Origin of the sequence: Bacteroides finegoldii DSM 17565, from assembly GCF_000156195.1 — a bacterium.
Taxonomy (GTDB): domain Bacteria; phylum Bacteroidota; class Bacteroidia; order Bacteroidales; family Bacteroidaceae; genus Bacteroides; species Bacteroides finegoldii.
In genome coordinates, this window is the sequence record NZ_GG688318.1 from 319,412 (window position 1) to 345,288 (window position 25,877).

Below are 25,877 nucleotides of genomic sequence, written 5' to 3' on the forward strand. Positions count from 1 at the left end.
ATAACAATGGGAAAAGAAAAAATAATATTGACGGGCGACCGTCCTACCGGCAGACTTCATATCGGCCATTATGTAGGTTCGTTGAAACGCAGAGTGGAGTTACAAGACGCGGGTGATTATAGCAAGATGTTTATCTTCATTGCCGATTCGCAGGCATTGACAGACAATATAGACAATCCGGAGAAAGTACGTCAGAATGTTATTGAGGTTGCCCTCGACTATCTGGCTTGCGGAATCGATCCTTCCAAAGCGACCATCTTTATTCAGTCGCAAATACCGGAACTGTGCGAACTTAGTTTCTATTACATGGACCTTGTAAGTGTATCGCGTCTGCAACGTAATCCGACGGTTAAAGCGGAAATCCAGATGCGTAATTTCGAAGCAAGTATCCCCGTAGGCTTCTTCACTTATCCTATCAGCCAGGCTGCGGATATCACTGCTTTCCGTGCTACGACTGTTCCCGTAGGTGAGGACCAGGAACCAATGCTTGAACAGGCACGCGAGATTGTCCGTCGTTTTAATTATATTTATGGTGAGACATTGGTAGAACCGGAAATCCTGTTGCCTGACAATGCCGCTTGCCTGCGTTTGCCGGGAACTGACGGTAAGGCAAAAATGAGCAAATCACTTGGGAACTGTATCTACCTTTCGGAAGAGCCGGAGGAAATACAGAAAAAAATCATGAGTATGTACACCGACCCGGGACATCTCCGTGTGCAGGATCCGGGAAAAATCGAAGGCAATACCGTGTTCACATATCTCGATGCTTTCTGCCGTCCGGAACATTTTGAACGTTATTTACCGGATTACCCGAATCTGGCTGAATTGAAAGCTCACTACCAACACGGCGGATTGGGGGATGTAAAAGTAAAACGCTTCCTGAATTCCATCATGCAGGAGACGCTGGAACCGATTCGCAATCGCCGCAAAGAATTCAGCAAAGATATTCCTGCTGTCTACGAAATGCTCCGAAAAGGATGCGAAGTGGCAAGAGCTACCGCAGCCGAGACATTGGCTGATGTAAAGAAAGCAATGAAGATCAATTACTTCGATGATAAAGAACTGATCGAAGAACAGGTAAAACGCTTCTCTCAAGAATAAGAGATTAATCTGCGTTTTAGCAGACTCTCCTACAACTAAAAAAGTCCGGACTCATTTGCCCGGACTTTTTATTTCTATGAATAAATTCCAAACTACGGTTTCCCAATATACCAATAAATAATGATTGCGTAAATCCTCCGACAAACAGCAGCCATACAAATACCCAAATATAACGATTGCCAGGCATATCCCGTTTATCTACTTTTGCACCGCAAACTATTCAGGATAACGATTGATATGAAAAGAAAGAAAAAAAGTATGTTTAAATGGTATTTGTCGGTTATACCTATTCTCATTAATATTCCTCTGATTTCTGAAGCTCAGAACACAGTTTCCGAAGAACCACTTCGATACCGGACATCAAAAACAGCAATTATGTAGAAATCGACGAGGTAGTTATTGTCGGTAAAAGTGAGGCCTGCCGACAGCAGGAGCAGGCATTCGCCATCTCGGTTGCCGATTTGAGCAAGAACTATAACACTTCTGTCGATATCGGTACTATCACCAACCGTATGGCAGGAGTCAAACTCCGTGTAAATAGTGGAGTCGGCTCTGATTACAATTTCACCTTGAACGGTTTTTCCGGACGACAGGTAAAATTTTTCATGAACGGTCTGGCAATGGACAATTTCGGTGATGCTTTCAGTATAAATAACCTTCCTGCCAATATGGTGGAACGAGCGGAAGTCTACAAAGGTGTACTCCCCGTAGGCTTGGGAGCTGATGCATTGGGCGGTGCGGTCAATGTAATCACCCGCAAGACTGCAAATTATTTGGATGTTTCATACTCTTTCGGCTCATTCAACACACACAAAGCCTCCATTAACGGAGCATATACTAACGGAAAAACCGGACTCACAACCCGCCTCACTTCTTTCCTCAATTATTCGGATAATAATTATAAGGTATATGTACCGATCATTGACTTGGAAAGCGGGCAGAAATTGGGCAATCAATGGGTTAAGCGTTTCCACGATGGATATAAGTCGTTGAGAGTACGATTAGAAACCGGTTTCGTAAACCGTCCGTTCGCTGATTATCTGCTGGCAGGCATTATTGTTGCCGGAAACGACAAAGATATTCAGAACGGAGTCGTCATGGAGCTCGTATATGGAGCTCGAACAACAGACAGCCGTTCGGTCATTCCAATGCTGCGTTATAAAAAATCAGACCTGTTCATAGAAGGGTGGGGACTTTCTTTTTACGGTTCTTACAGTGACGTTGACAATAACAGTACGGATACTGTCCCAAGACGATACAACTGGCAGGGCGAATGGGTGCCAAACGCTTCCACCAGTTCAGGCGAAAGATCGCGCTCACAACTCCATATCAATAACAAAGAATGGAGAACAAATACCAGTCTGAACTATACATTCAATCAGTATCACACTTTATCACTAAATCATGTCTACTCCGGACTGACACGCAAAGTGTCCGATGTAGAAGATCCTGCCAACGAATACAATAAAGTTCCTCAGAGTATTGACAAGCAATACTTGGTCTGGGATGGATGGCCAAATATACACGATGGAATGCTACCTTGTTCGAAAGGTGACAAAGCCTGTGAATGAACTGTCAACTTCGGACTAGCCCCGCCTTACCGGTATGACTGTCAGTGACAACAAGATTTATATCACATATTACTTGACAGACGAAACAAAAAAGCCGAGTGTGACACGTTACATCAACAAAGCGTATGTAGCCGTATACTCTTATCCTGAACTGGAATATATCACGACAATGGAAGATGAACGTGCAGCCATAGCCGGTTCATGGAATGCTTACAATGGGATCTTCCAAACCGAATCAGGTAACATGTACACGTTCTCAAATACATCCATAGCTAACGGTTTTACAGAGAACAGTACAAAGAAAGCCGCATTCTTACATATCCCGAAAGGAACAACCCAATTCGATGACTATTACTTTGACGTTGAAACCGCAGCCAGAGGTCTGAAACCCGTTCATTTGCAATATTTGGGTAACGGTAAGTTCTTTGCTCAAGTAAGTACATTGCAATCGGAAGAAATGACCAGATGGGCAGATAAAGAATTGAAAGCCTGTATTATTGACGTAAAAGAGAAAACGGTAAAAGATAATGGAATAAGAAAACTGCCCTCCGTAATTTCACACTGAAAATCAAAGCTCCTTTTGCACGGCTCAATTATGACCTGCATAATGTTTTAGGCGGATATGCCGCCATCGTATTGTTCGTCCTCTCTGCTACCGGACTAGTATGGAGTTTTAATTGGTTCAGCAAGGCAACATATTACATCACTTCCGGAGGAAAAGAACTGAAACCTTATGTACTTCCGCAATCGGACACTTTACATATCGAAGCAGGAAAAGCCAGTCTGAATGTCCTCTTTAAGAAATTAAAAGAAGAATCTCCCAACGCCGCCACATTTTATTTTGCCCTGCCACAGAAAAAGGAAGAGGTAATACGTGTCAGCGTAGTTCATGAAAGAGGCTCTTATTATAAAACCGACAACTTATTCTTCGATCAATATACACTTGCTCCCTTACAAGGCTCAGGAGCTTATGCCGGAAAATACACAGAAGCATCACCTGCCGACAAACTAAGACGGATGAATCTTGAAATTCACGATGGAAGAATTTTGGGTATCTTCGGGGAAATCATTGTATTCGTATGTGCACTAATCGGAGCATCGTTACCTGTCACCGGCTTTATTATTTGGTTCAAAAAGAAACAGAATCATTCATTACACCTTCGTAAGTCTTAAGTATTACATTTCTCACCATAGTCATACAAAAATTGAATAAAGCTAATTAACAAACTCTATCCAATAAAAATAAGGAGCAATTTGAAAAATTCTGTATCTTCGTAATAAAAACATAAAACCTACAAAAAGTATGATTACCAATCGGGAAGAAGTGCTGGAAAAGGCCTTTAAGGTATTTGTCAAAATGAACTACGAGAAAGCCAGCTTTACAGAGATTGCGAAAGCCTGCGGACTATCAAGGGCAGGCATCATCCACTACTTTCCATACAAATTAGATTTATTTGTAGCAGTAGTAGACAAATTTGTATTTCAAATCCATCATCCGAATAATAAGTTCGATGTAAAAGAATGTACCTTAAAAGATTTTATCGAACTGTATTTGAAAGGTGTAACCGCTACCATGAAGCGATTGGTGGAATTAATAGATGACGGCAACAATCCTTATGATTCTTGTCCCAACTTTTACTATTTTCACTTCTTCACACAGGTCAGGATGTACTATCCCAATATCCGGAAACAGATACCCAAGTTTTATGAACAAGATTATCATTTGTGGACTACCATTATACAACAAGCAAAAGATAGTGGAGAAATACGTCCTGATACAGATGTGAAGAAGGCGGCAACCATGTTCCGTCAAATGTATTTCGGTCTGTCTTATGAGCAATCATTCTTAAACGGATTGGATGTCGATCTTCTTGCTGAAAATTTCCGTTATATTTACTCATTACTGAAATGATAAGCCACTGATAAAGTGTACATTGACAGAAAGTTAAGCAAAAAACCAAACAATTGTATGGTTTTTGCTTAACTTTTTTATATATTTGTGCCTAAGTCAATAACTTAAAAAGATAAATTATGTCAATTTACACACTCATTCCCATCGTTTTTATCGCCCTATATTTAGGGTATTGGTTCTATATAAAGAACAAGAACTCACAACAAGCTCAAATTGTCAGCAACACTGATTTCAAAGCAGAATTTGCAAATGCCGAGAAGTATAAAAACCACTTCCTGACTTCCGAACTACCTTTCTTAAAGAAAGCGATGGAACAGGAAAAGATTGATGCTTTCAACTATGCCAGCAATGAATATGGGGTAGCTTCTGCCCTCAAAGACGGAGTAAAAGATAAATTAAAAGGAATGGCAACTTTGGGAGCAGTACGTTTCACCACAGTGCAAACACCTAAATATCTCGTACTAAGCGGAAAAAACTTACATTTATTCGACACAGATACGGACGGTGAGATCAATCGGCACTTTATCTTCGATGCAGCACGTCTTGAGAATTCCAGACTTACCGAACTTCCACTGACCGGTTCGGTACAGGCACAGGCTCAAGCTCGCGGAAATAACGTAAAAGCTTATAAGTTATCACTACAGACTGATGACAAACCTGTCGTACTCATCATCTACTCCTGCTTGATTTTTACCAATATTGCAGAAATACCAACGAATCCCCAAAAGACAATAGAAGCCATTATCATAGCAAATGATTTTTTGAAACAACTAGGCGACCTGTATCCGAACCTAAAAGTTTCACTGCCGATATTCAACTAAAAGAAAAATATAGGAGAGAAAAATAAAACTGTATTCAACAGGAGAACTAATAAAAAGACGGCTGAAAGCGAGAACACCTACTTTCAGGTTTCGCTTTCAGCCGTTTTTCTTTTTTCAGCAAGCGACTATAAAGAATCGTTGAATGCTGAAATCATTTCGTTACTGTGCTGATTCTACCAATACTACACGGTTCAGGATCGGTTGACCGAATTTATCGACACCACCACCGGCAGCAACTTTCAGTCTATCGGCAGAAATGCCATACTTCTTAACGAGCAAATCTTTAACAACTTGTGCACGTTCCAGACTCAACTTCTGGTTGAAAGCCGGAGTACCGGTTGCAGAGTCTGCATATCCATTGATTGTGTACGTAGTATTCGGAGATTCTTTTATCTTATTAGCAAGGTATGACAAGTTCATTTCTTCTTGCGGAGACAACTTATCAGAGCCAATCTTGAAGAATACAGTACGTGGGGCAATGTTGGTATCTGCAATCACAACTTCTTCAGTGTCTTCTATTTCCACCGGTTGTTGTGCGTTAGCCAACTGCTGTTGCAACTGCAGATTAGCGGCAGCCATCGCATTCATCTGATCACGCATCTGACTTAATTCGATTTCAGAGATAATCTGTGGTACAGGACGTTGGAATCCACGAGTCGGGAAATAATAGGTTACACCTACAGTAGCACCTAAGATACCGTCATAGTCACGTTTACCTCCGTGTTCACCGTCAAACTTACCTTCCAGCCCTGTTGCACTCAATTCCAGATTCAAATCGACAGCATTCGACAAGCGGAAACGGTTGATGATACCTGCATTGAAAGTAGCCGAATTGGTATGAGGACGAGTATAGGAGTGAGCCCAACCTGCACCGATATAAGGTATGATCTCATAAATACGATCCGGATTATATCCACCGAATAATGCATTTAAGTTAATCATCAAATCACCGTGAAGGTTCATATAATCCCATCTCTGTTTGTAAGAACCATCTTCTCTCGGACCACCGACTACATAATCGGCCGTTTCATTCATTGTGAATCCCTTAGCTTGCAGTCCGCTGTATTGCAAACGTACACCAAAACCCGGAGTCACCCATTTGCCGACAGATACATTAAACGTAGGAGCGACACGATCTCGGAATTTGCCGATATGGTCATTGTTGCCATACAGCACCTGAGCACCACCTCCTACAGAGAAGAACCAGTTGCTCCAGAATGGATTGGTTATTACTTGATATTTATCCTGTACCTGAATCACTTCGTATTCAGTTACCGTCATAGTCTGCTGCGCAGAAGCGACAGACGTAACGCCGGCAAAAGCCAGCAACATCAGAATCTTTTTCATATACCTAATAGTTAAGTGGTTATTTAAATCTTTTTCTTTGTTTAACTAATTAAATAACACGAACCGAACTAAAAGGTTTTATGAATAGAAAAAATAATTTGTTTTATTTGAATAAACGTTCGATATCTTCCTCTTTGATCGTTGTCAACACTGTTTTCCCATCCGGGGTGTAATTCGGTGAAGGACAGGCAAAAAGATTATCGACAAGGCTTACCATCTCTTCATTGCTCAATACTTGTCCGTAAACGATTGCCGCCGCACGCGCCAATGTTAAAGCCAATATATTTTGGATTTCTTCCTTTACATCGTTTCCTTTTTCCATTGCCGTATGCAGCATATTACGCACCAATTCAACCGGATTCAATCCTTCGATACCCGATGGAATGCCATTTATAGCATAACTTCCGCCACCTAAATTACTCAAATCGAAACCTACCGCCGCCAAATCATCCATGATACCTTGCAACACGGCTGCTTCCGAAGCCGGCAACTGCAATATCTCCGGGAAGAGAACGCCTTGAGATACTCCTTGTTTCTGCCGGATCTGTTCCATATAACGGTCGAAAAGTACTCGGATATGTGCCCGGTGCTGATCAATAAGCATCAAACCGGATTTCACAGAAGTCAAAATGAAGCGCCCTTTAAATTGCAAATGTTGGTTTCCTTTCTCCACCACAGGCTCATCGCCATACAAGGTCGAAGCTATGGATGTCAGCGTTTCTCCCTCTTTCTCCGTGACAAACGATTGTTGTTCACCACTAAAAGGGTTTTCCCAATCTGTCTCAGGCTCGGGCATCGGATTATTCATTTTGCTAGCCTTTGTCAATCCCCCGTATAAATCTTCCCATTCCACTTTGGAGCGACTATATGAACCGCCACCACTGCCTCCAGCCGAAACCTTGAACGGATTATAATCTGAATTATAATGAACTTTAGGAGGTTCGGAAGAGGTGCTCTGCTCAAATGCCGGAATATCGGGCATGTCTTCCGTATCAAAATCAATAGAAGGAATAGCGCTGAACTTACCCAATGATTCTTTGACAGAAGCCGAAAGAATCTGCCAGATAGCCTGTTCATTCTCAAACTTGATTTCTGTTTTTGTCGGATGGATATTCACATCGATATTAGCCGGATCTACTTCAAAATAAATGAAGTAGGAGATCTGTTCACCGGCGGGAATCAACTGCTCATAAGCTTCCATCACCGCCTTGTGAAAGTAAGGATGGCGCATATAACGTCCATTGACAAAGAAATACTGATGTGCACCTTTCTTGCGGGCAGTCTCCGGCTTAGCTACGTATCCGGAGATTTTCACCATCGTAGTATTCACCTCTATATTCAGCAGTTGCTGATTAAGCTTTTTACCGAAAATAGCCATGATACGCTGGCGCAACGGAGATACGGGAAGATTGAAAAGTTCGGAATCATTACTGTAAAGCGAGAAGGCAACTTCCGGATGAACGAGAGCGATCCGTTCAAATTCAGCAAGGATATTGCTCAGTTCGGTGGAATTAGCTTTCAGAAACTTACGCCGGGCCGGCACATTAAAGAACAGATTCTTTATAGAGAAATTGCTTCCTTTAGAACAGGAAACAGCTTCCTGACTCTCCACTGTAGAGCCCGCTATCACCAGCTTTGTCCCTAGCTCTTCTGATTCCGGACGTGTCTTCAACTCCACCTGCGCCACTGCGGCTATGGAAGCCAAAGCTTCTCCTCGAAATCCCATCGTGCGCAAAGCAAACAAATCGGAAGCCTCACGTATTTTGGATGTAGCATGGCGTTCGAAAGAAAGACGGGCATCCGTTTCGGACATTCCCTTTCCATCATCAATAACCTGAATACTCGTTTTTCCCGCATCAGTCACCAGCACATGTATATTTTGCGCCTCCGCATCAATTGCATTCTCCACTAGCTCTTTGACTACAGACGCCGGACGTTGTATCACTTCACCGGCAGCAATCTGATTGGCTACCGAATCCGGCAACAAATGAATAATATCGCTCATACTTCGTAAATTAACAATTAAAAATTAAAAGCCGGAAATCGTATTCCGTCAATTCAATGTTACAGCCGTTCAAATAAATATCCAGTACCTTTCTCTTCTTTAATTTTTAATTTATAATCTTTAATTAAAAACTCCAGCTTCCTGTTGCTAAATAATGCCACAGATAGAGAAGAAAGGCAATGATAATCAATATGATTCCGAAAGAGATCGGCTTGCGACCACTTGCTTTTCTTCTTTTCAAGTGGGTAGTTCCTTCGATAAACTTACCACGGATATCTTCCGGATTAAATTCTTTCTCCGGCAACATCCCCAAGTCGCGTTTAGCGTTCTCTTCCATCTTGGCGAGTTTCTCTTTACGCTCGTCTACATAAATGTATTGATGATTAAAGCCACGGGGTTTCCTCATCGAATTAAACATTCCCATACTGCTACATATTAATTAAGTTACGCTTATCTGTCTTTGGACGCCTGTCAGTAGTCGGTTTCAACGTTTCTCCCGCACGTTTGCCACGCCAGTTGAAAATATCGTCTTTATTCAACGGACGGACATAGTCAAACCAGGAAAAAGTAGGGAGACGCAGTTTGTCAGGAGGGATTTGGTCCATCGGATACATCGTTCCGTTAGATTTGCCGACAAACAGCCCTTTTTCCATTTTCTTATCCTTCATATAAAGATGGAGCACGCTGCCCTCCAAACAGTTAAATCCCGTCATGGTACTGTCTTTCTCTTCCGGATAGAAAGCCGTTTGCACATTACCGACTACCTCGATATGACGCATATCACCATTTATGAAATAAGCCTTCATCTCCTTTCCGGACACTTGATTATAGTGAATGGAATCCTTCATCTCCACCGTTAATGCCTGATTGATGATATGTGCCCAATCAATAGTACTGTCGTTCATATAAATCTTGATTTCCTCACCTAATAACTGCTGACCGTCATTCCACAGAATCGGATCGGTATACATGGTCATACAAGAATCTTTCGAATTATAAACCAGTGAATCGCATACTCCTTGCACGTCTGTACGATACATACGTACTTTATGATAAGCTTTCATTAAACGATACAACGAGTCGGTATTCAGATTGTAAGACACTAGCTGCAAAGTATCTCCGTGCATAAAGAGGCTATCCCCCTGTGAGTAGTCGATAGCCACAGCCCGTTTTGTTGCGAAGGCGGAGTCAGTCAATTCATTGTAGAAACAATAATCTCCTGTCAGCATATTCTTATTGATGGCATCCGTCATCTTCACATTGTCGAACGCTTCTCCATAACCGGCAACACGGTCGTAGAACAGACTGTCGCCCACCAATTTCTTTCCTTGATTGGTCAGAATGGAACGGTCCAACAGTTCGGCTTGCTCGGTCAATGTATTATAGAATCCACGCTCGGAGTAGATATGGTTATTGTCACTAACGATGTTTGAAGGACCGAGAATAACTGCGATTTTGTTCTCTGTATTATACCTTAATGTATCGGAAGTCAATACAAACTTCGGGTTAACCAATTTCACGTCATGATTAAACACCGACTGTTTGGTAGCAGGACTATACTCCCCCCAATCGGAAGTCAGCACATTCTCTTCATCCATCAAAGTTCCTCCCTCGAAGTAATACCCGAGATCATAAAGACGGTCATAATTCAAGCTATCCGTCAGCAAAGTCGTATTACGGTTAATCATTTTCACGTTTTCACGGAGTTGCGCAATCTGCGTCATTCCGTCGTAATATAGATAATCACCGTAGATGAATAAGGTGTCTCCCTGCTCCATACGAACATTACTGAAAGCCTCTACAGAATTGGTTTTCTCAAAAATCAGCGCACTGTCACAATACATATACATACTGTCATGGCGCATTTTCACATTACCGATCAGTACTTGCACGTCCGGACGAGACAGTTTATCCGCCTGTCCCTCATCCGCATGAAGCAAATAAACCTTTGTCTTTTTATTTTCCGGCTGCTTCTTACTTTCCGACTGTTGCTTATTCGCCGGTTGTTGTTTCTTGTCTGCCGGTTTCTTGGGATTTTGCGCCACAAGACATACGCCAAACAGGCATAGAAAGCCTATAAGGAGCCATCTATGCCTGTCTTGTTGTTTATCTTTCTTATTTCGTTTCAGCATATAAAATCAAGCTGTTAAACATCAATCCTTCTTCACCCAACCCGGGTATTTGAAGTCACACTTCTGCCAGTTTTCGTTGATACGTACATAGGTATGTTTCTGTTTGTCCAGAATCCATTTTTGTAACATCTCTTCACGACGCTTATCCATTACAATTTCTTTCAAGTCCTGATAGTCTTCCGCAATGGTAGCCTTATGACCATTGATCTTTGTTTTCAACTTCACGATTGCACAAACTTCTTTTCCATCCTTCTCGTTTATCATTGTAAAGGCTTTTGAAATTTCTCCCACATTCATCTTGTCCACAACTTTGGCAACGTCCTGTGGAAGATCCTGCATCTGGAACTTAGAAGTAGTAATACCCGAGTGCTCATTAACATTCACCATGATACCATGGTTGTTACGGGTATCCTTATCTTGTGAGATAACGGCTGCTGCTTCATCAAAAGAAAATTTGTTCGCACGGATATCGTCAGCAATAGAATCCAGACGTGCGCAAGCTTCGGTCAGTTCTTTCTCCGATACTTTCGGACGCAACAGGATGTGGCGGGTATTCACACGGTCACCGCGCTTTTCAATCAACTGAATGATGTGATAACCAAATTCCGACTCCACGATCTTGGAAACCTTCTTCGGATCCTGCAAGCTGAATGCTACATTCGCATAGGCCGGATCCATCATACCGCGTCCCATAAATCCACACTCACCACCTTTGATGGCAGAAGCTTTATCCTCAGAATACAAACGCGCCAATGTAGAGAAGTCAATTTCCCCTTTTGTCACACGGTCTGTGTAGTCACGCAATTTCTTCTTCACATCTTCAATTTCCGAGATAGGAATCTTCGGTTGCAACGTGATAATCTGCACTTCCACCTGTGTCGGGATATAAGGAATGCTATCCTGCGGAAGATCTTTGAAGTAACGGCGTACTTCCGCCGGAGTCACCTTGATCTCTCCCACCAATTTCTGCTGCATCTTCTGCACTGTCAACCCGTCACGCGCATTATCACGCAAAGTTTCGCGAATCTGTGTCGAAGTCTTATTGAAGTATTCCTCCATTTTTTCTTTTGAACCGATCTGCTGGATATACATATTGGTCATCATATCTACACGCTGGATGATCTCCGCTTCGGAAACCTCAATACTATCCAACTTAGCTTGATGCAAAAATAACTTCTGCACGGCAATCTCTTCAGGAATCACACAATACGGATCGCCTTCGAATCTGCGTCCATTATACAGGGCATCCATACGAGCCTCTTCTACATCTGATTTCAAAATAGCTTCGTCACCTACTACCCAAACTACTTCATCAACCACATTATCCTGAGCATAAGTTGCCACATTAGCAAATACTGCCAAGACAAGGGTAACAACAAATCTAAAGTTCACAAACTTCTTCATTCTTTGTATTTAATAATTATATATAATCTTCTTCTTGCTTACTGCCTGCTGATAGAGATCATTCTTCACCCGTTCCATAAAATCTACCCGCTTTTGATTGACCAGCAGGTCTTTCACTTCCGGACGGGCAAACTCATACGGTTTTTCCTCTCCCGCTCCACGATAATCACTCACATTCAGGAAATAACAGAATGCCGTATCTTTCAATTCTATCTGACGGTGTTTATTCACATATTCTTCCGGAGCTTCCACTTTCAACGGAATCATATCCAACACATCCGTCACGGATACCCATTTGTCGTAAAAGTACTCATATTTCACCGCATTCTGCAAACTATATTTTTCAAGACTTTCAATAGCATCCTGTTTATCAGATTTATACCACCTGCGCACATTATTCAGTTGGGGAGCCGTCAACGGCACTTTGATAAACAACCCCTTAATCAACGGATTCTCCAATTTGAACAGTTCCTTGTTCTGTCCGTAATAATCCGTAATTTCTTGTTCGGAGATATCATTCGTCAACTTCTGGTTTATCAATTCTTGCTGATAAGTATGCATAATCAACGCTTTCCGATAATTTTCCACCAGTTTGTCCACATCGACATTGTCCGGAATATTGTTTGCCGCTTTTTCATACAATAAGATCTCTTCCGTCCAGCTACGAATATAATGCTCGGTGAAGAGAATACTATCATCTTTTGACAACCCGACAGGAAGCACGGACATCAAATCTTCTTTATACAAAAAGTTACCGTCCACCTCTACCAAAGGAGTCTTTCCTTTGTGGTCGCGCTGTTCCTTGCACGCCCCACAACCGAGAAGGGTAATCAGTAAGAGGACTAATATTCGCATTGTCAACTGAAATCTACTTATTTAAGGTACGAAGATAGTGAATAATCGGTTACATCAGTTATTATTAACTGTTTTTAAAACCTCTTGGTTTATTTCAACCTTACCAGACTCCCTCAATTCCCGCGTCCAGCACGTGTCAAGATAGGTTCTATAATCCTTCCGCACCCGGTCTATTACTTCCCGATAATCATCCGGACCTTTCTGCTTTTTGCCGACAACTATAGTAAAAGGATAAGACAATAAAGGTTCAAAATCTCCGCTCTTAAAAACTAGTTTATTGACATATTTATTCTCTCCGTCGGCAAACGTTCCCTGTTCAATCTGTATCTTTTCCGCTCCGGATGTATTAAAAGTTTGCCGGAGCTTATCCATCCATTCATCAGCGGGTAACTTCTTCAACATCTTTTTTGCCCGCTTCGCAATCTTTTTATCGGCACAGTGAAGAACAACACCTTTGTAGCGAGGGTTATCCCATTGGTAATCAGATGAATGAAATTTAAAGTAAGTAGCCAATCCGACCCGATCATTCATTGCAGGCAACTCCACTTTCTGCCGTGTCATTTCCTTTATAAGATAATCTTCATCCGCCTTTTGCAATGCGTACCGAGCCTCCGGATATTTTTTATCTAATTTTTTACTTTCATAGTCCAATAGAGACTTTGCTACAAATTCCTCAAGTTGACGTTTCACAGTCATAGGATGGGAAGCAGCAAATTGTTTGAACCGACCTCCTGTATACTCCTGCCCATCAATAGCAAACAATGTCCGTTCCGTATCTCCTTTTGTCAACAGTTCCTCTATACCTGTCTGATTCGGAGTATACCTCCACTCCCTTTTCAGTCGCTCTATTACTTTTCCGATCCCCTGATTCCGAATTTCCTTATGCAATATGCGCTGTACAATTCCATCGACTACGTCCTCATACACAGGCAACTCCTTCCTATCCATGACCTTCAGAATATGGATTCCCGCAGGAGTAAAAAACGGTTCGGAGATTTCTCCCTTCGACAAAGCAAAAGCAATATTTTCAAACTCAACAGTAGTTTGCAATCCTCCAATCCAACGGTTTTGCCTATCATCCGAATAACATTTCACCAAAGCAGAGAAATCCAATCCGGGCTGATTCCGGATAGCCTGATAAATAGAGTCCATCCGAGCTTTTTCTTCTTCCAAATGTCGGGAAGTTATTGTCTGTGGTAAATACTTAAAAATCTGCATTACTTGCACTTGCCCAGTACGTGCTTTCAGTGCCATTTTCTGATAGGAAACACGAACGCAGCTATCTACCGTCTGTTTATCAACCAGACAATCCTCCATCAACTTAATCCGATTCTCTTCTTGTTGTTTGCGAAAGGCAGCAGTTGTATCAAGTCTGATAGCTTTAGCAGCTTCAACTTTCTGTATTGCCTGAGAAAACAGCAGTGCATATTCTTTAGGGGAAAGATCCCTCCCCCCACCTGCCCTATAATGATGATACGAATATTCAAATTCCGAACGGGAAACCTCTCTCCCGTTAACACGCATCAGCACAGGATTTTCCTGCGCAAAAGCCAGAATTCCCAAAAGACAGGCACATAGTGGCAACAAACATCTATTCATCATCAATTCTCATTTTACAAACAATAAACGGTGAGCAGCGAACATCTGCTGATTCATACAGCCTGTTCACCGTTCACCGTTAACAGTTCACCGTTTATATTTATTATTCCGGACGACTATAATTAGGCGATTCACTGGTAATCGTCACATCGTGCGGATGGCTTTCCATTACACCTGCATTGGTAATACGGGTAAACTTCGCGTCATGAAGTTTTTCAATATTAGCAGCGCCACAGTATCCCATACCTGCACGTAAACCACCTGTCAATTGATAAACCACTTCGAAAAGCGTACCTTTATAGGGAACACGGGCAGCAATGCCTTCCGGAACCAATTTCTTCACGTCAGCCGTTCCACTTTGGAAATAACGGTCTTTTGAGCCATTCTCCATTGCTTCCAATGAACCCATGCCTCGATAGGATTTGAATTTACGACCGTTGAAGATGATTGTATCACCCGGAGACTCTTCCGTTCCGGCAACCAATGATCCGATCATCACACAATATCCACCGGCAGCCAACGCTTTTACCACATCACCCGAATAACGCAAACCACCATCGGCAATCAAAGGAATACCTGTACCTTTCAAGGCTTTCGCTACATCATATACAGCCGACAACTGCGGAACGCCTACGCCTGCAACCACACGAGTAGTACAGATAGAGCCCGGACCGATACCGACCTTCACCGCATCAGCACCTGCTTCCACCAATGCTTTCGCAGCTTCTCCGGTAGCAATATTACCTACTACAATATCAATATCCGGGAAGCGTTTCTTAGCTTCTTTCAGTTTCTCAATCACGTACATCGAATGTCCGTGAGCCGTATCAATGACAATAGCATCCGCACCTGCATCTACCAAAGCCTGCATACGGTCCAACGTATCGGCAGTAACACCCACACCGGCAGCTACACGCAAACGACCTTTGGCATCTTTACAAGCCATCGGTTTGTCTTTTGCTTTTGTAATGTCTTTATAAGTAACCAGACCGATCAACTTTCCATCCATTCCGACAATCGGAAGTTTCTCAATCTTATGCTTCTGAAGAATCTGGGCAGCAGACTCCAAGTCGGTAGACTGGTTAGTAGTCACCAATTTTTCTTTCGGAGTCATGACAAGATCGATATGCTTAGTCATATCTCTTTCGAAACGTAAGTCTCTGTTGGTAACAATACCTACCAAATAGCCTTCGTCATCTACCACAGGGATACCACCAATCTTGTATTCTGCCATAATGTCCAAAGCGTCTTGAACGGTAGAGCCTCTTTTAATCGTTACAGGGTCATAAATCATACCATTCTCGGCACGCTTCACAATGGCAACTTGTCTTGCCTGTTCTTCGATAGACATATTTTTGTGAATCACTCCGATACCACCCTCACGAGCAATGGCAATAGCCATTTTCGCTTCGGTAACCGTATCCATGGCAGCCGTCACAAAAGGAATTTTTAACTCAATGTTTTTTGAAAACTTTGTCGAGAGATCGACAGTGCGCGGTAAAACTTCAGAATAAGCAGGGATCAACAATACGTCGTCGTAAGTCAACCCGTCCATTACAATCTTATCAGCAATAAATGACATAGGGCTATGCGTTTAAAATTTATTGCGTGCAAATATACGGTTTTTATTCAAAATGCGCAAACTGTGCGCCAGAATATTTAACGAGGGGGCTAATTAATACTTATCAGAAAGAATTGCTTTAAAAGAACACATTCAAAGAACCGAATTAAAGAACAACTTTAAAAAACAAGATTATGGAAAGACAGATTTTTATTAATGAGATGCAAGCTCGTTTCAATTTAAGAAAACCACCTAGCAAGAAGCCAACCAATCTCTATTTAACGTGGGTTCGAAATAAAATCAAAAAATAGCAAGTTGTCCGACATTGACAGAATTTACGTCAATGGCGGGCTTCTTTTCAAAAAAGCAGTATGCCGCGATAGCCGACAAGGAGTTGGCTATAAAGTTATTGAATGAACGATGTCTGAAGTGTTCTATCTGCGCAATGTTCTTCAATTCGTCATTGACCATTTCGATCAGGGCTCTTTTTCTGAGCAAAATCTTGTCGGCAATACTCATCAGTGAGTTACTCATATTATTTTTAACTTTAGTGACAAGCTGTATGCCATTCAGGAAAAGATTTTCAAACAGAGCCTGACCTATATATCCCTTGTCTGCACATAGTTTTCCTTTGATGTTTTCCAGAAACTTACCTTGCTTCAACGGTTCCCGGTCATCCACGTTTCCAGGCGTGAACATGAAATTGAGGATCTCTCCCTTGTCATTGATTATCAGATGCAGCTTGAATCCGAAGAACCATCATTGAACATCTTCCACGCTCGGCAAGCCCTTCAAATGTCTTATGAATAAGGATTCTTTGGTTACGACATATACGTAAGGAAGTGGAGCCAACGAAACTGATGCCGGTACAGGTTCCCAGCAGGACTTTTTTGATGAAGATAGTCATGGGAAGCAATACTTCCTTCTCCAGTTCCACAAAACGGTTATAAGAAACCTGACGCGGAAAAAGGCGTTTCATGTTTACAGACATATTCCTTATAGTAATGCTTGAAACAGCGGAAACCACCGGAGTGAAACAGGATTAGAATAACCATAATCTCTGCATCACTTATATGGTTGGGGTTGTTACGATGATTGGTCTTCTTATCCTTAATCATATATTTTTCCTGTTGAAATGTAAATTCCTTGCAAAAATCATCGGCCATACAATAAATCTCTGTAACTTTAGACTCTGGAAACATAGCGGTAATCGTTTAAATGTTATAATTGGACACTATAAATTTAAGGACTTTATCGCTATGTTTCTAATTATCAGAAAAATATATTTATTCTTATTTCGAATTCACGTTAGATTAAAATGAAAACACTAAGATTTATTGGTATGGCAGTAGTAGCCATTATTATGAGTTTGAACTTTGCAGCTTGTAGCGATGATGATGAAGACATTGATGTAAGCCAGTTAGAGGGAACTTGGGGATTGGTGCGTAGTGCAGGATGGGAACTTTGCAGCGAAGAAACTGAAAAAGATGAATGGGACGATTCTTATAACCCCTATAATCCTGACGAGGATTGTAGTAAATTGGTTATCAAGAAATTGGAAGATAATAAATATTCTGTGACTGGACATGATTACTCGTATTCACAATGGAAGCCTGACCGTGGTAGTCAAATAATGTCGTTGAATGGAAATACTTTAGTTATAACTCAAACTGATGGTGAATTTGGACACTTTGATTATGGAAATCCAATAATTGAAGTTTTAACTTCTGATAAAATGATATTACATATCAAATATGATAATGTACAAACTGACCCTGAATTTGAACCTGAACACCGTCATAGTGGAGACTTTACAGAAACATTTACCAGAATGGAATAAACACCTATTATTAATCAATAAAGGTAGCATTTGAAGTAATACTCACTTGCTGCCTTTTAGTTTCCATTTTAGTTAACCTAACTCTTTTTTGTTCTTAACTAGTACTCTTATCCTTTGATAAGAAAGGAAATTAATTATGAATCTTTTAGGATTTCCTTCATGTGATAGAAGTATTATATTGCAATTATATTCCATTTAAACGTAGTTTCTCTACAGATGAACCTGATTTTAGTCAGGTTTAGTTATAAAATATATAATTTTATTTTTATGCGCTAATATTGTTGTTTATATTTGCAGTAAAATACTTTAATAAAACAGATTTTATTTATTAACATATTAATTTATCAAACCGAAATGAAAACATTAAGATTAATTGGAATGGCTATCGTAGCCATAGTAATGAGTGTGAATTTTACAGCTTGTAGTGACGATGACGATGACATTGACATCGCTCAACTGGAAGGTACTTGGGGATTAGTGCGTGACGAAGGTTATGAGTACTATGAAGGTGAAAAAGAAAGTTGGAATGATAGCTATGACCCAGCCAATCCAACAGAGGATTGTGAAAAGATAGTTATTTCAAAGGTAGCCGATAATACTTATTCTTTTGCTTCTTCTTATTACTATGGTAACCAATGGCATACAGGTGATACTGGAAAATTCACTTTAGATGGTAATAAGCTAATTCCTGTTGATGGTGATGCTGGTGAGTTTACAGAATTGGTCGTAGCTAATTCAAATGAATTGGTTATTGAGACTAAAGGTACGGATGAAGACGGAGAGTATTATAATAAAATGACATATAAACGTATGTAATAAATAATAAAAGAACAGTATTTGAAGAAATTCATTTGCTGTTTTTTTAATTCACTTCCTTCTCTTCTTAACCAGTCTATGCTTATCCTTCTTAGCTGAATTTGAGAATAGTTGTTCTAACATCTCCCTTGTAATAGGTAAGTATGTGACCTCTGTTAATCTAGTTTCTTTAATCTCTTGTGGTAAATAATGAATTGTGTTAGTCTTCTTTGGTGCTACTTGCATATTTGTGTGGAAATAAATAGGTTGGTAATTGATTTATCTATGGCAAAGGTACTGATAAGAATCAGGCAAATCTAATACAAGATATACATTCTGGATTATTGGAATATATGTGCGGAACGGGAAAGACAAGGTAGTAGATAGCAACGACGAAATGGAATTATTGCTTCTATAAGCAGAATAATGGATAATGATGTACATAAACAAAAGGAAGTCCCGAAGCAAAGAATTATGCATAGTATTATAAAGATATACTTGACTTAGCCAATAATTAATTGAATTTGAAAAGCCAGTTATCGAAATTGATAGCTGGCTTTTTTTATCTACAAAGGGATATTCCTAAAATAATAAAATTTAAGGCAACTAATTCATTGCGAGTTAGTTGCCTTAAATTTTATTATTTTAGGAATATCCCTTTGTAAATTACTGATAAACAGTACCCAATCTAAATATACGTTTTTTATTCAAAACCGCATACCTACACGCCTATTTTTTTCGCTTTTTTTTTAATTAGCCATTTCAGAGATGAACTTAATACGTACCAAACGGACTTCCTCTTCCGTGAAGTCATCGCCCAGTTCATCAAGCGCATCATCAATCTTATCCGTAGTAGATTCCTTGAAGTAATCGTAGATATCGAGCATATGGTCTTCGTCCATGATCTCTTCCAGGAAATAATCGATATTCAGTTTCGTTCCCGAATAAACAATCGCTTCCACTTCATCCAGCAATTCGCCGAACTCAATTCCTTTAGAAAGAGCGATATCATCCAACGCCACTTTACGGTCGATAGCCTGAATGATAGACACCTTCATCTTTGATTTATTGGCAACCGTACGTACACGTAAATCTTCGGGACGTTCTATCTCATTCTCTTCACAGTGACGCTTGATCAGTTTACAGAACTCCTCACCATAACGTTTTGCCTTTCCGGCACCCACACCGGGAATGTTCTGCAACTCATCCAATGTTACCGGATAGATAGTAGCCATCGCTTCCAAAGACGGATCCTGGAATATCACATAGGGCGGAACTTCCAGTTTTTTCGAGAGCTTCTTCCGCAAATCTTTCAACATTGAATAAAGAGCCGGATCCACCGCACAAGAGCCACCGCCACGTGCCGGTGCTTCCTCTTCAGTCTCTTCAAAGTCGTTATCTTCAGTAATCTTGAATGATTTCGGCTTCTTCAGAAATTTGTGTCCCTCTTCCGTTACCTTCAGAAGTCCATAATGTTCCACGTCTTTGCTCAAGTAACCTCCAATCAACGCCTGACGGATCACCGCATTCCACGTCTTATCCTCTTCGCCCATACCGGAACCGAACACCTCCAGGTCTTCATGCAAATGAGCCTGCACTTCTGAAGTTTCTCTACCTTGTAGTATGTCTATAATATAATCTGCTTTAAAATTTTCTTTCACCGCGATAATCGCTTCAATCACGGTACACAATAAATCTTGAGCCTCCACTTGTTTTTTAGGGTTTAAACAGTTGTCACAATTTCCACAATTTTCTTCCGTGTACTCCTCACCAAAATAATGTAGTAATGTCTTGCGTCGGCATACGGAAGATTCGGCATAAGCAGCGGTTTCCAACAGAAGCTGCTTGCCAATTTCCTGTTCTGCCACAGGTTTGCCTTGCATGAACTTTTCCAGTTTCTGCAAGTCTTTGTTTGTATAAAAGGTTATGCACTGGCCTTCTCCGCCATCTCTACCGGCACGTCCGGTTTCCTGATAATACCCTTCCAGACTCTTCGGAATATCGTAGTGAATCACAAACCTTACATCCGGTTTGTCTATTCCCATACCAAATGCGATAGTCGCCACAATAACGTCTACCTTTTCCATCAGAAAGTCATCCTGATTCTTGGTTCTCGTCACCGAGTCCATCCCTGCATGATAGGGGCGCGCATTGATACCGTTTGCTTGCAGGATTTCAGCAAGTTCTTCCACTCTTTTCCGGCTCAGGCAATAGATGATACCCGATTTCTCCGGATTGTTCTTGATAAACTTGATTATATCCCTGTCGATATTAGCGGTCTTCGCACGTACCTCATAATACAAGTTCGGACGGTTGAACGAGGATTTAAAGACTTGTGCATCTACCATCCCCAGATTCTTCTGGATATCATGTTGTACCTTCGGTGTTGCCGTTGCTGTAAGCGCAATCAGCGGCGCCTTTCCTATTTCATTGATAATCGGACGAATTCGTCGGTATTCAGGTCGGAAGTCATGTCCCCATTCCGAAATGCAGTGGGCTTCGTCCACCGCATAGAACGAGATCTTCACCGAACGCAAAAATTCCACGTTTTCCTCCTTTGTCAGTGACTCAGGTGCCACATATAGTAATTTTGTTTTTCCGGCAAGGATGTCAGACCTCACTTGTTCTATCGCGCCTTTATTCAATGAAGAATTGATGAAATGGGCGATGCCATCCTCTTCACTGAAATTACGCATTGCATCCACCTGGTTTTTCATCAACGCAATAAGCGGAGAAATTACAATTGCCGTACCTTCCATCAAGAGCGAAGGTAACTGATAGCATAAAGATTTCCCGCCACCGGTAGGCATCAGTACAAAGGTATCTTTGCCACTAAGCAAATTCTGAATGATTGCTTCCTGGTTTCCCTTGAACTTATTAAATCCGAAATACTTTTTCAGTTCATCTGTTAAATTAATCTTCCCTGCCATCTTAACTTAGGTTGTTTTATTCAGTTCATGGTTTAACTTCAAGTAAACCTCTCTTTTTCAAGAGAGCCAAACAAAGTTATAAACAACTTCGTAATTACCAAGCAAAAAGTGACTAATATTTTCAAGAAAAAACAGAAACAATCAATTCCAGTTACCTTACGTTCTGATTTTAAGCCGTTTGCAATCGTGCCATATTCGCTTTTTCCAGTTGGCTTTTTGCATATTCCAGCGTCACCTCATACGTTTTCTTGTTCTCTGAAGGGATTTCAAACATGACATCCATCATGATTGTTTCCACAATAGAGCGCAATCCGCGGGCACCCAACTTATATTCCACAGCCTTGTCGACGATATACTCGAAAACAGACTTCTCGAATGTAAGTTTAATACCATCCATCTCAAACAACTTGATATACTGTTTGATGATTGAGTTCTTGGGTTCGGTAAGTATAGCACGAAGCGCATCGCGATCCAACGGATTCAGATAAGTCAGCACTGGAAGACGTCCGATAATTTCGGGAATCAGCCCGAATGACTTCAAATCCTGAGGAGCGATATATTGCATCATGTTGTTCCTATCTACCGTCGCTGTTTTTTGTGAAGCCGTATAACCTACGACGTGCGTATTCAACCGTTGAGCGATTTTCTTCTCAATACCGTCAAAAGCACCGCCGCAGATAAAGAGGATATTCTTGGTATTTACCGGAATCATCTTCTGGTCGGGATGCTTACGACCTCCCTGAGGAGGGACATTCACCACCGAACCCTCAAGCAATTTCAGCAATCCCTGCTGTACACCTTCACCACTCACATCGCGAGTAATAGAAGGGTTATCCCCTTTACGGGCTATCTTGTCAATCTCATCGATAAACACGATCCCCTGTTCCGCTTCGGGTACATTATAATCTGCCACCTGAAGCAGACGGGTTAAAATACTTTCAATATCTTCGCCCACATAACCGGCTTCCGTCAATACCGTAGCATCCACAATCGTAAACGGCACGTGCAACAACTTGGCAATGGTACGTGCCAGCAACGTCTTTCCTGTTCCTGTACTACCCACCATAATGATATTAGATTTTTCAATCTCCACATCATCACCACTATCTTTCTGTAGCAGGCGCTTATAATGATTGTAGACCGACACGGAAAGGAAACGCTTCGCGTCATCCTGTCCAATCACATACTGGTCGAGGAATTTCTTGATTTCTACCGGTTTGGGGAGTTCTTTTAAATTAAGTTTGGTAGCTCCGGCACTTTTTTTACTCTCTCCCAAAGCCTCCTGAGTTATCTCGTAAGCCTGAGTAGCGCAACTGTCGCAGATGTAGCCATTCATCCCGGTAATCAGGAATCCGACTTCATTCTCCGACCTGCCGCAAAAGCTACATCTTTTCTTTGTCTTTGAATCAGCCATTTCTATTTCTTAATCAATACCTCATCAATCATACCGTATTCTTTCGCTTCCTGAGCTGTCATCCAGTAGTCACGGTCTGAGTCCGCCCATACTTTATCGAAATCAGTATGCGAATGATCGGCGATGATCGTATAAAGTTCCTTCTTCAATTTCTGAATTTCACGAGCTGTGATTTCAATGTCCGAAGCCTGTCCCTGTGCGCCTCCCATCGGTTGATGAATCATCACGCGTGAATGGGGCAACGCAGAACGCTTGCCTTCGGCACCAGCTACCAGCAATACAGCTGCCATTGAAGCCGCCATACCCGTACAAATCGTAGCGACATCGCTTGAAATAAACTGCATGGTATCATAAATACCTAATCCGGCATATACACTTCCACCCGGTGAATTGATATAAATTGAAATATCCTTGCCCGGATCAACGGAATCCAAATACAGCAACTGTGCCTGAAGCGTATTGGCTGTATAATCATCCACTTGTGTACCTAAGAAAATGATTCGGTCCATCATCAAACGGGAGAAAACGTCGAGTTGAGTTACATTCAACTGTCTCTCCTCCAGAATATAAGGATTCAAATACCCGGCCTGCGATTTAATCACATCATCCAATACCATGCCATTCATTCCTAAATGCTTGGTTGCGTATTTTCTAAAATCATCCATATTAATTGTTCCTTTCTATAAATTTAAAATAAATGTAAGCGCAAAGAAACGAAAAAGAATACAGAGACACAAAAAAACACAGAGTTATAATTCTATAAAAACTCTGTGTTTCTGTGACTTTATGTTCGGTTCAACCGAATGATTATTCAAACATCTTATTGAATTCTTCGATAGAAACGCTCTTGTTTTCTAAAGTTACTTGTGCTTTCAAGGCAGCAGCCAACTTCACTTCCACAACGCGGCTCACCAGGTTGTTTACGGTTTCTTTCTTCTTCAACATCTCCTGTACGTAGTTGTCGAGTACATCATCAGGAACAGACAACATGCCATATTGGGCGAACTGTGCCTTCGTTGTGTCTTTTGCCACTTTCAGAACATCTTCCTGCTCTACCTTGATATCGTTAGCCTCTACCAACTGTTCCTTAATCAAATGCCAAGTCAACTCCTCAATGCTCTTATCATAGTTCTCAGCAACATATTCTTCTCCCTTTTCTTCGTTGTTCAACAACATGATGCGTTTCAGCAGTGCATCCGGGAATTCCAGCTTACCCACTTTCTCCATCATCATCTTGCGAACATCGATCAAGAACTTATAATCGCTGTCAGCTACAAATCTTGCTGCGATTTCTTCCTTAATCTTAGCACGGAATTCTTCTTCTGTCTTCACAACACCTTCACCGAAAGCCTGATCGAACAATTCCTGATTCAATTCACCGGCAACAAAGCGAGTGATTTCTTCTACCTGGAAGCTGAAGTTGGATTTCACATCCTTAGCAATATTCTTGTCGATTTTCAGCAAAGAACCCAATTCCGTCTCGTTTCCGTCAAAAGCAACGTTCGGATTGAATACCAATACATCGTTTACTTTTGCATTAGCGAAGATAGCTTTCTGTTCGTCATTCTTCATATAAGAAGGCATCATAACCGCACCTTCTACCTGAATGCCGCCTTCTTTCGTATTGCCTTCTTCGTCCAACTGAGCCAACAGACCTTTCAGCATATCATTATCCTGATAAGTATCTACTGTATCGTATTTACCGGTGCGTTGAGTATACATCTTCACCTGGTTGTCGATCATCTCGTCAGATACTTCAATCGTATAATAATCTACCTTATCCTTATCACTTACTTCTGCCTTGAATTCAGGTGCCAAAGCAATGTCGAACACGAAATCGAATTCATCCATTGTATCAAAATCAATATTCTGTTGCTTTTCTTCGTTAGGCAACGGTTCACCCAACATATTCACCTTATTTTCTCTGATATAATTGTAAATAGCCTCTTGCAGTGCCTTATTCACTACCTCGGCAATTACAGACTTGCCATACATCTTTTTAACAAGACTTGCAGGAACCATACCTTTACGGAATCCCGGCATATCTACCTTTTGGCGGAGCGTTTTCAACTCTTTGTCTACTTTCTCCTGATAGTCGGCTTTCTCAAGCTTCACAGTAAGCTCAGCGCTTACTTTGTCAATGTTTTGTAATGAAACGTTCATTCTGACAATTATTTATTTGATTTATACTTTGTTCTATGCTTAAATGAGGGTGCAAAATTAGTGCTAATCTTTTAAATTTCAAAAGACATTGCAGATTTATTTCGTATCTATTTGGAATACCCGTGCAACAATTCACTGACACAGAGGGCTTCTTTGAAACCTTCGGTATCTTTTTTTCTCATTTTTCACAAATAAAACCTACAAAAAGATGGTCAATCCAAAAATTATGCTTTTCTTTGCTGCGGATTGATGGACCATTAGTTTCTCGATTTGATTACAAGGTTTTTACTTCCGTTCTAAAAACGCATTTGTAGGGATATTCCTAAAATAATAAAATTTAAGGCAACTACTTCATTGCGAATTAGTTGCCTTTTTTGTATCTTTAAGCATTCCCCCCAAAAAACGGTTTGACGGCCAAAACGGGGGT

General features: G+C 41.1%; 20 protein-coding genes and 1 pseudogene. 8 read left to right on the plus strand and 13 right to left on the minus strand.

Translation table 11 applies throughout. The annotated features are described in order from the left end of the window. Positions 1 to 6: 6 nt before the first annotated feature. The 6 genes from trpS to BACFIN_RS15945 all read left to right on the plus strand — a co-directional run bounded on the left by trpS (position 7) and on the right by BACFIN_RS15945 (position 5,405). Positions 7 to 1,101, plus strand: coding sequence for a tryptophan--tRNA ligase (gene trpS, locus BACFIN_RS15970; protein WP_007749509.1), 1,095 nt, complete (start codon positions 7 to 9; stop codon positions 1,099 to 1,101). Between the two features lie 446 nt (positions 1,102 to 1,547). After that, positions 1,548 to 2,672, plus strand: a complete 1,125-nt coding sequence (locus tag BACFIN_RS20495) for a TonB-dependent receptor (RefSeq protein WP_262479221.1) — start codon at positions 1,548 to 1,550, stop codon at positions 2,670 to 2,672. A 34-nt stretch (positions 2,673 to 2,706) separates the two neighbouring features. Beyond that, positions 2,707 to 3,237: a DUF4374 domain-containing protein gene (locus BACFIN_RS20500; protein ID WP_007749522.1), complete on the plus strand. Its 531-nt coding sequence runs from the start codon at positions 2,707 to 2,709 to the stop codon at positions 3,235 to 3,237. Positions 3,238 to 3,272: 35 nt separating this feature from the next. Beyond that, positions 3,273 to 3,845 (plus strand): PepSY-associated TM helix domain-containing protein, encoded by a 573-nt coding sequence (locus BACFIN_RS20505; protein WP_230325672.1) that lies wholly within the window; start codon positions 3,273 to 3,275, stop codon positions 3,843 to 3,845. Between the two features lie 130 nt (positions 3,846 to 3,975). Beyond that, positions 3,976 to 4,584 carry a TetR/AcrR family transcriptional regulator gene (locus BACFIN_RS15950; protein WP_007749526.1) on the plus strand — a complete coding sequence of 203 codons (609 nt, stop codon included), beginning with the start codon at positions 3,976 to 3,978 and terminating at the stop codon, positions 4,582 to 4,584. Between the two features lie 119 nt (positions 4,585 to 4,703). Further along, a complete protein-coding gene (locus BACFIN_RS15945) occupies positions 4,704 to 5,405 on the plus strand; it encodes a hypothetical protein (protein ID WP_007749528.1) in 702 nt (233 codons plus the stop codon). Positions 5,406 to 5,564: 159 nt separating this feature from the next. Here the strand turns inward: BACFIN_RS15945 and BACFIN_RS15940 are convergent, their stop codons facing one another. The 9 genes and pseudogenes from BACFIN_RS15940 to BACFIN_RS20510 all read right to left on the minus strand — a co-directional run bounded on the left by BACFIN_RS15940 (position 5,565) and on the right by BACFIN_RS20510 (position 17,510). Then, entirely contained in the window at positions 5,565 to 6,752 is a 1,188-nt protein-coding gene (locus tag BACFIN_RS15940) for an OmpA family protein (RefSeq protein ID WP_007749530.1), read from the minus strand. 103 nt (positions 6,753 to 6,855) lie between these two features. Beyond that, complete coding sequence (gene mutL, locus BACFIN_RS15935; RefSeq protein ID WP_007749532.1) at positions 6,856 to 8,757, minus strand: DNA mismatch repair endonuclease MutL; 1,902 nt, start codon at positions 8,755 to 8,757, stop codon at positions 6,856 to 6,858. Between the two features lie 124 nt (positions 8,758 to 8,881). Beyond that, positions 8,882 to 9,181 carry a hypothetical protein gene (locus BACFIN_RS15930; RefSeq protein WP_007749535.1) on the minus strand — a complete coding sequence of 100 codons (300 nt, stop codon included), beginning with the start codon at positions 9,179 to 9,181 and terminating at the stop codon, positions 8,882 to 8,884. Between the two features lie 4 nt (positions 9,182 to 9,185). Next, positions 9,186 to 10,889, minus strand: coding sequence for an OstA-like protein (locus BACFIN_RS15925; RefSeq protein WP_007749538.1), 1,704 nt, complete (start codon positions 10,887 to 10,889; stop codon positions 9,186 to 9,188). A 21-nt stretch (positions 10,890 to 10,910) separates the two neighbouring features. Further along, positions 10,911 to 12,293, minus strand: a complete 1,383-nt coding sequence (locus BACFIN_RS15920) for a peptidylprolyl isomerase (protein ID WP_007749541.1) — start codon at positions 12,291 to 12,293, stop codon at positions 10,911 to 10,913. Between the two features lie 9 nt (positions 12,294 to 12,302). After that, positions 12,303 to 13,148 carry a hypothetical protein gene (locus BACFIN_RS15915; protein WP_007749550.1) on the minus strand — a complete coding sequence of 282 codons (846 nt, stop codon included), beginning with the start codon at positions 13,146 to 13,148 and terminating at the stop codon, positions 12,303 to 12,305. A gap of 54 nt (positions 13,149 to 13,202) precedes the next feature. After that, entirely contained in the window at positions 13,203 to 14,750 is a 1,548-nt protein-coding gene (locus tag BACFIN_RS15910; protein WP_007749553.1) for a peptidylprolyl isomerase, read from the minus strand. Between the two features lie 100 nt (positions 14,751 to 14,850). After that, positions 14,851 to 16,329 carry an IMP dehydrogenase gene (gene guaB, locus BACFIN_RS15905; RefSeq protein WP_007749555.1) on the minus strand — a complete coding sequence of 493 codons (1,479 nt, stop codon included), beginning with the start codon at positions 16,327 to 16,329 and terminating at the stop codon, positions 14,851 to 14,853. Between the two features lie 279 nt (positions 16,330 to 16,608). Continuing rightward, positions 16,609 to 17,510 (minus strand): annotated as a pseudogene (locus BACFIN_RS20510) (IS982 family transposase). A gap of 116 nt (positions 17,511 to 17,626) precedes the next feature. On the opposite strand from BACFIN_RS20510, the gene BACFIN_RS15900 reads away from it, so the two are divergent. Continuing rightward, positions 17,627 to 18,148 (plus strand): lipocalin-like domain-containing protein, encoded by a 522-nt coding sequence (locus tag BACFIN_RS15900; protein WP_007749562.1) that lies wholly within the window; start codon positions 17,627 to 17,629, stop codon positions 18,146 to 18,148. Positions 18,149 to 18,502: 354 nt separating this feature from the next. Then, positions 18,503 to 18,964 (plus strand): lipocalin-like domain-containing protein, encoded by a 462-nt coding sequence (locus tag BACFIN_RS15895; protein ID WP_007749565.1) that lies wholly within the window; start codon positions 18,503 to 18,505, stop codon positions 18,962 to 18,964. A gap of 728 nt (positions 18,965 to 19,692) precedes the next feature. On the opposite strand, the gene recQ is transcribed toward BACFIN_RS15895, so the two are convergent. The 4 genes from recQ to tig form a co-directional block, all read right to left on the minus strand. Continuing rightward, a complete protein-coding gene (gene recQ, locus BACFIN_RS15890; RefSeq protein ID WP_007749569.1) occupies positions 19,693 to 21,873 on the minus strand; it encodes a DNA helicase RecQ in 2,181 nt (726 codons plus the stop codon). 169 nt (positions 21,874 to 22,042) lie between these two features. Next, a complete protein-coding gene (gene clpX, locus BACFIN_RS15885) occupies positions 22,043 to 23,287 on the minus strand; it encodes an ATP-dependent Clp protease ATP-binding subunit ClpX (RefSeq protein WP_007749572.1) in 1,245 nt (414 codons plus the stop codon). A 2-nt stretch (positions 23,288 to 23,289) separates the two neighbouring features. After that, complete coding sequence (gene clpP, locus BACFIN_RS15880) at positions 23,290 to 23,952, minus strand: ATP-dependent Clp endopeptidase proteolytic subunit ClpP (protein WP_004297164.1); 663 nt, start codon at positions 23,950 to 23,952, stop codon at positions 23,290 to 23,292. 142 nt (positions 23,953 to 24,094) lie between these two features. Continuing rightward, positions 24,095 to 25,450, minus strand: coding sequence for a trigger factor (gene tig, locus BACFIN_RS15875; RefSeq protein WP_007749583.1), 1,356 nt, complete (start codon positions 25,448 to 25,450; stop codon positions 24,095 to 24,097). Positions 25,451 to 25,877: the final 427 nt, after the last annotated feature.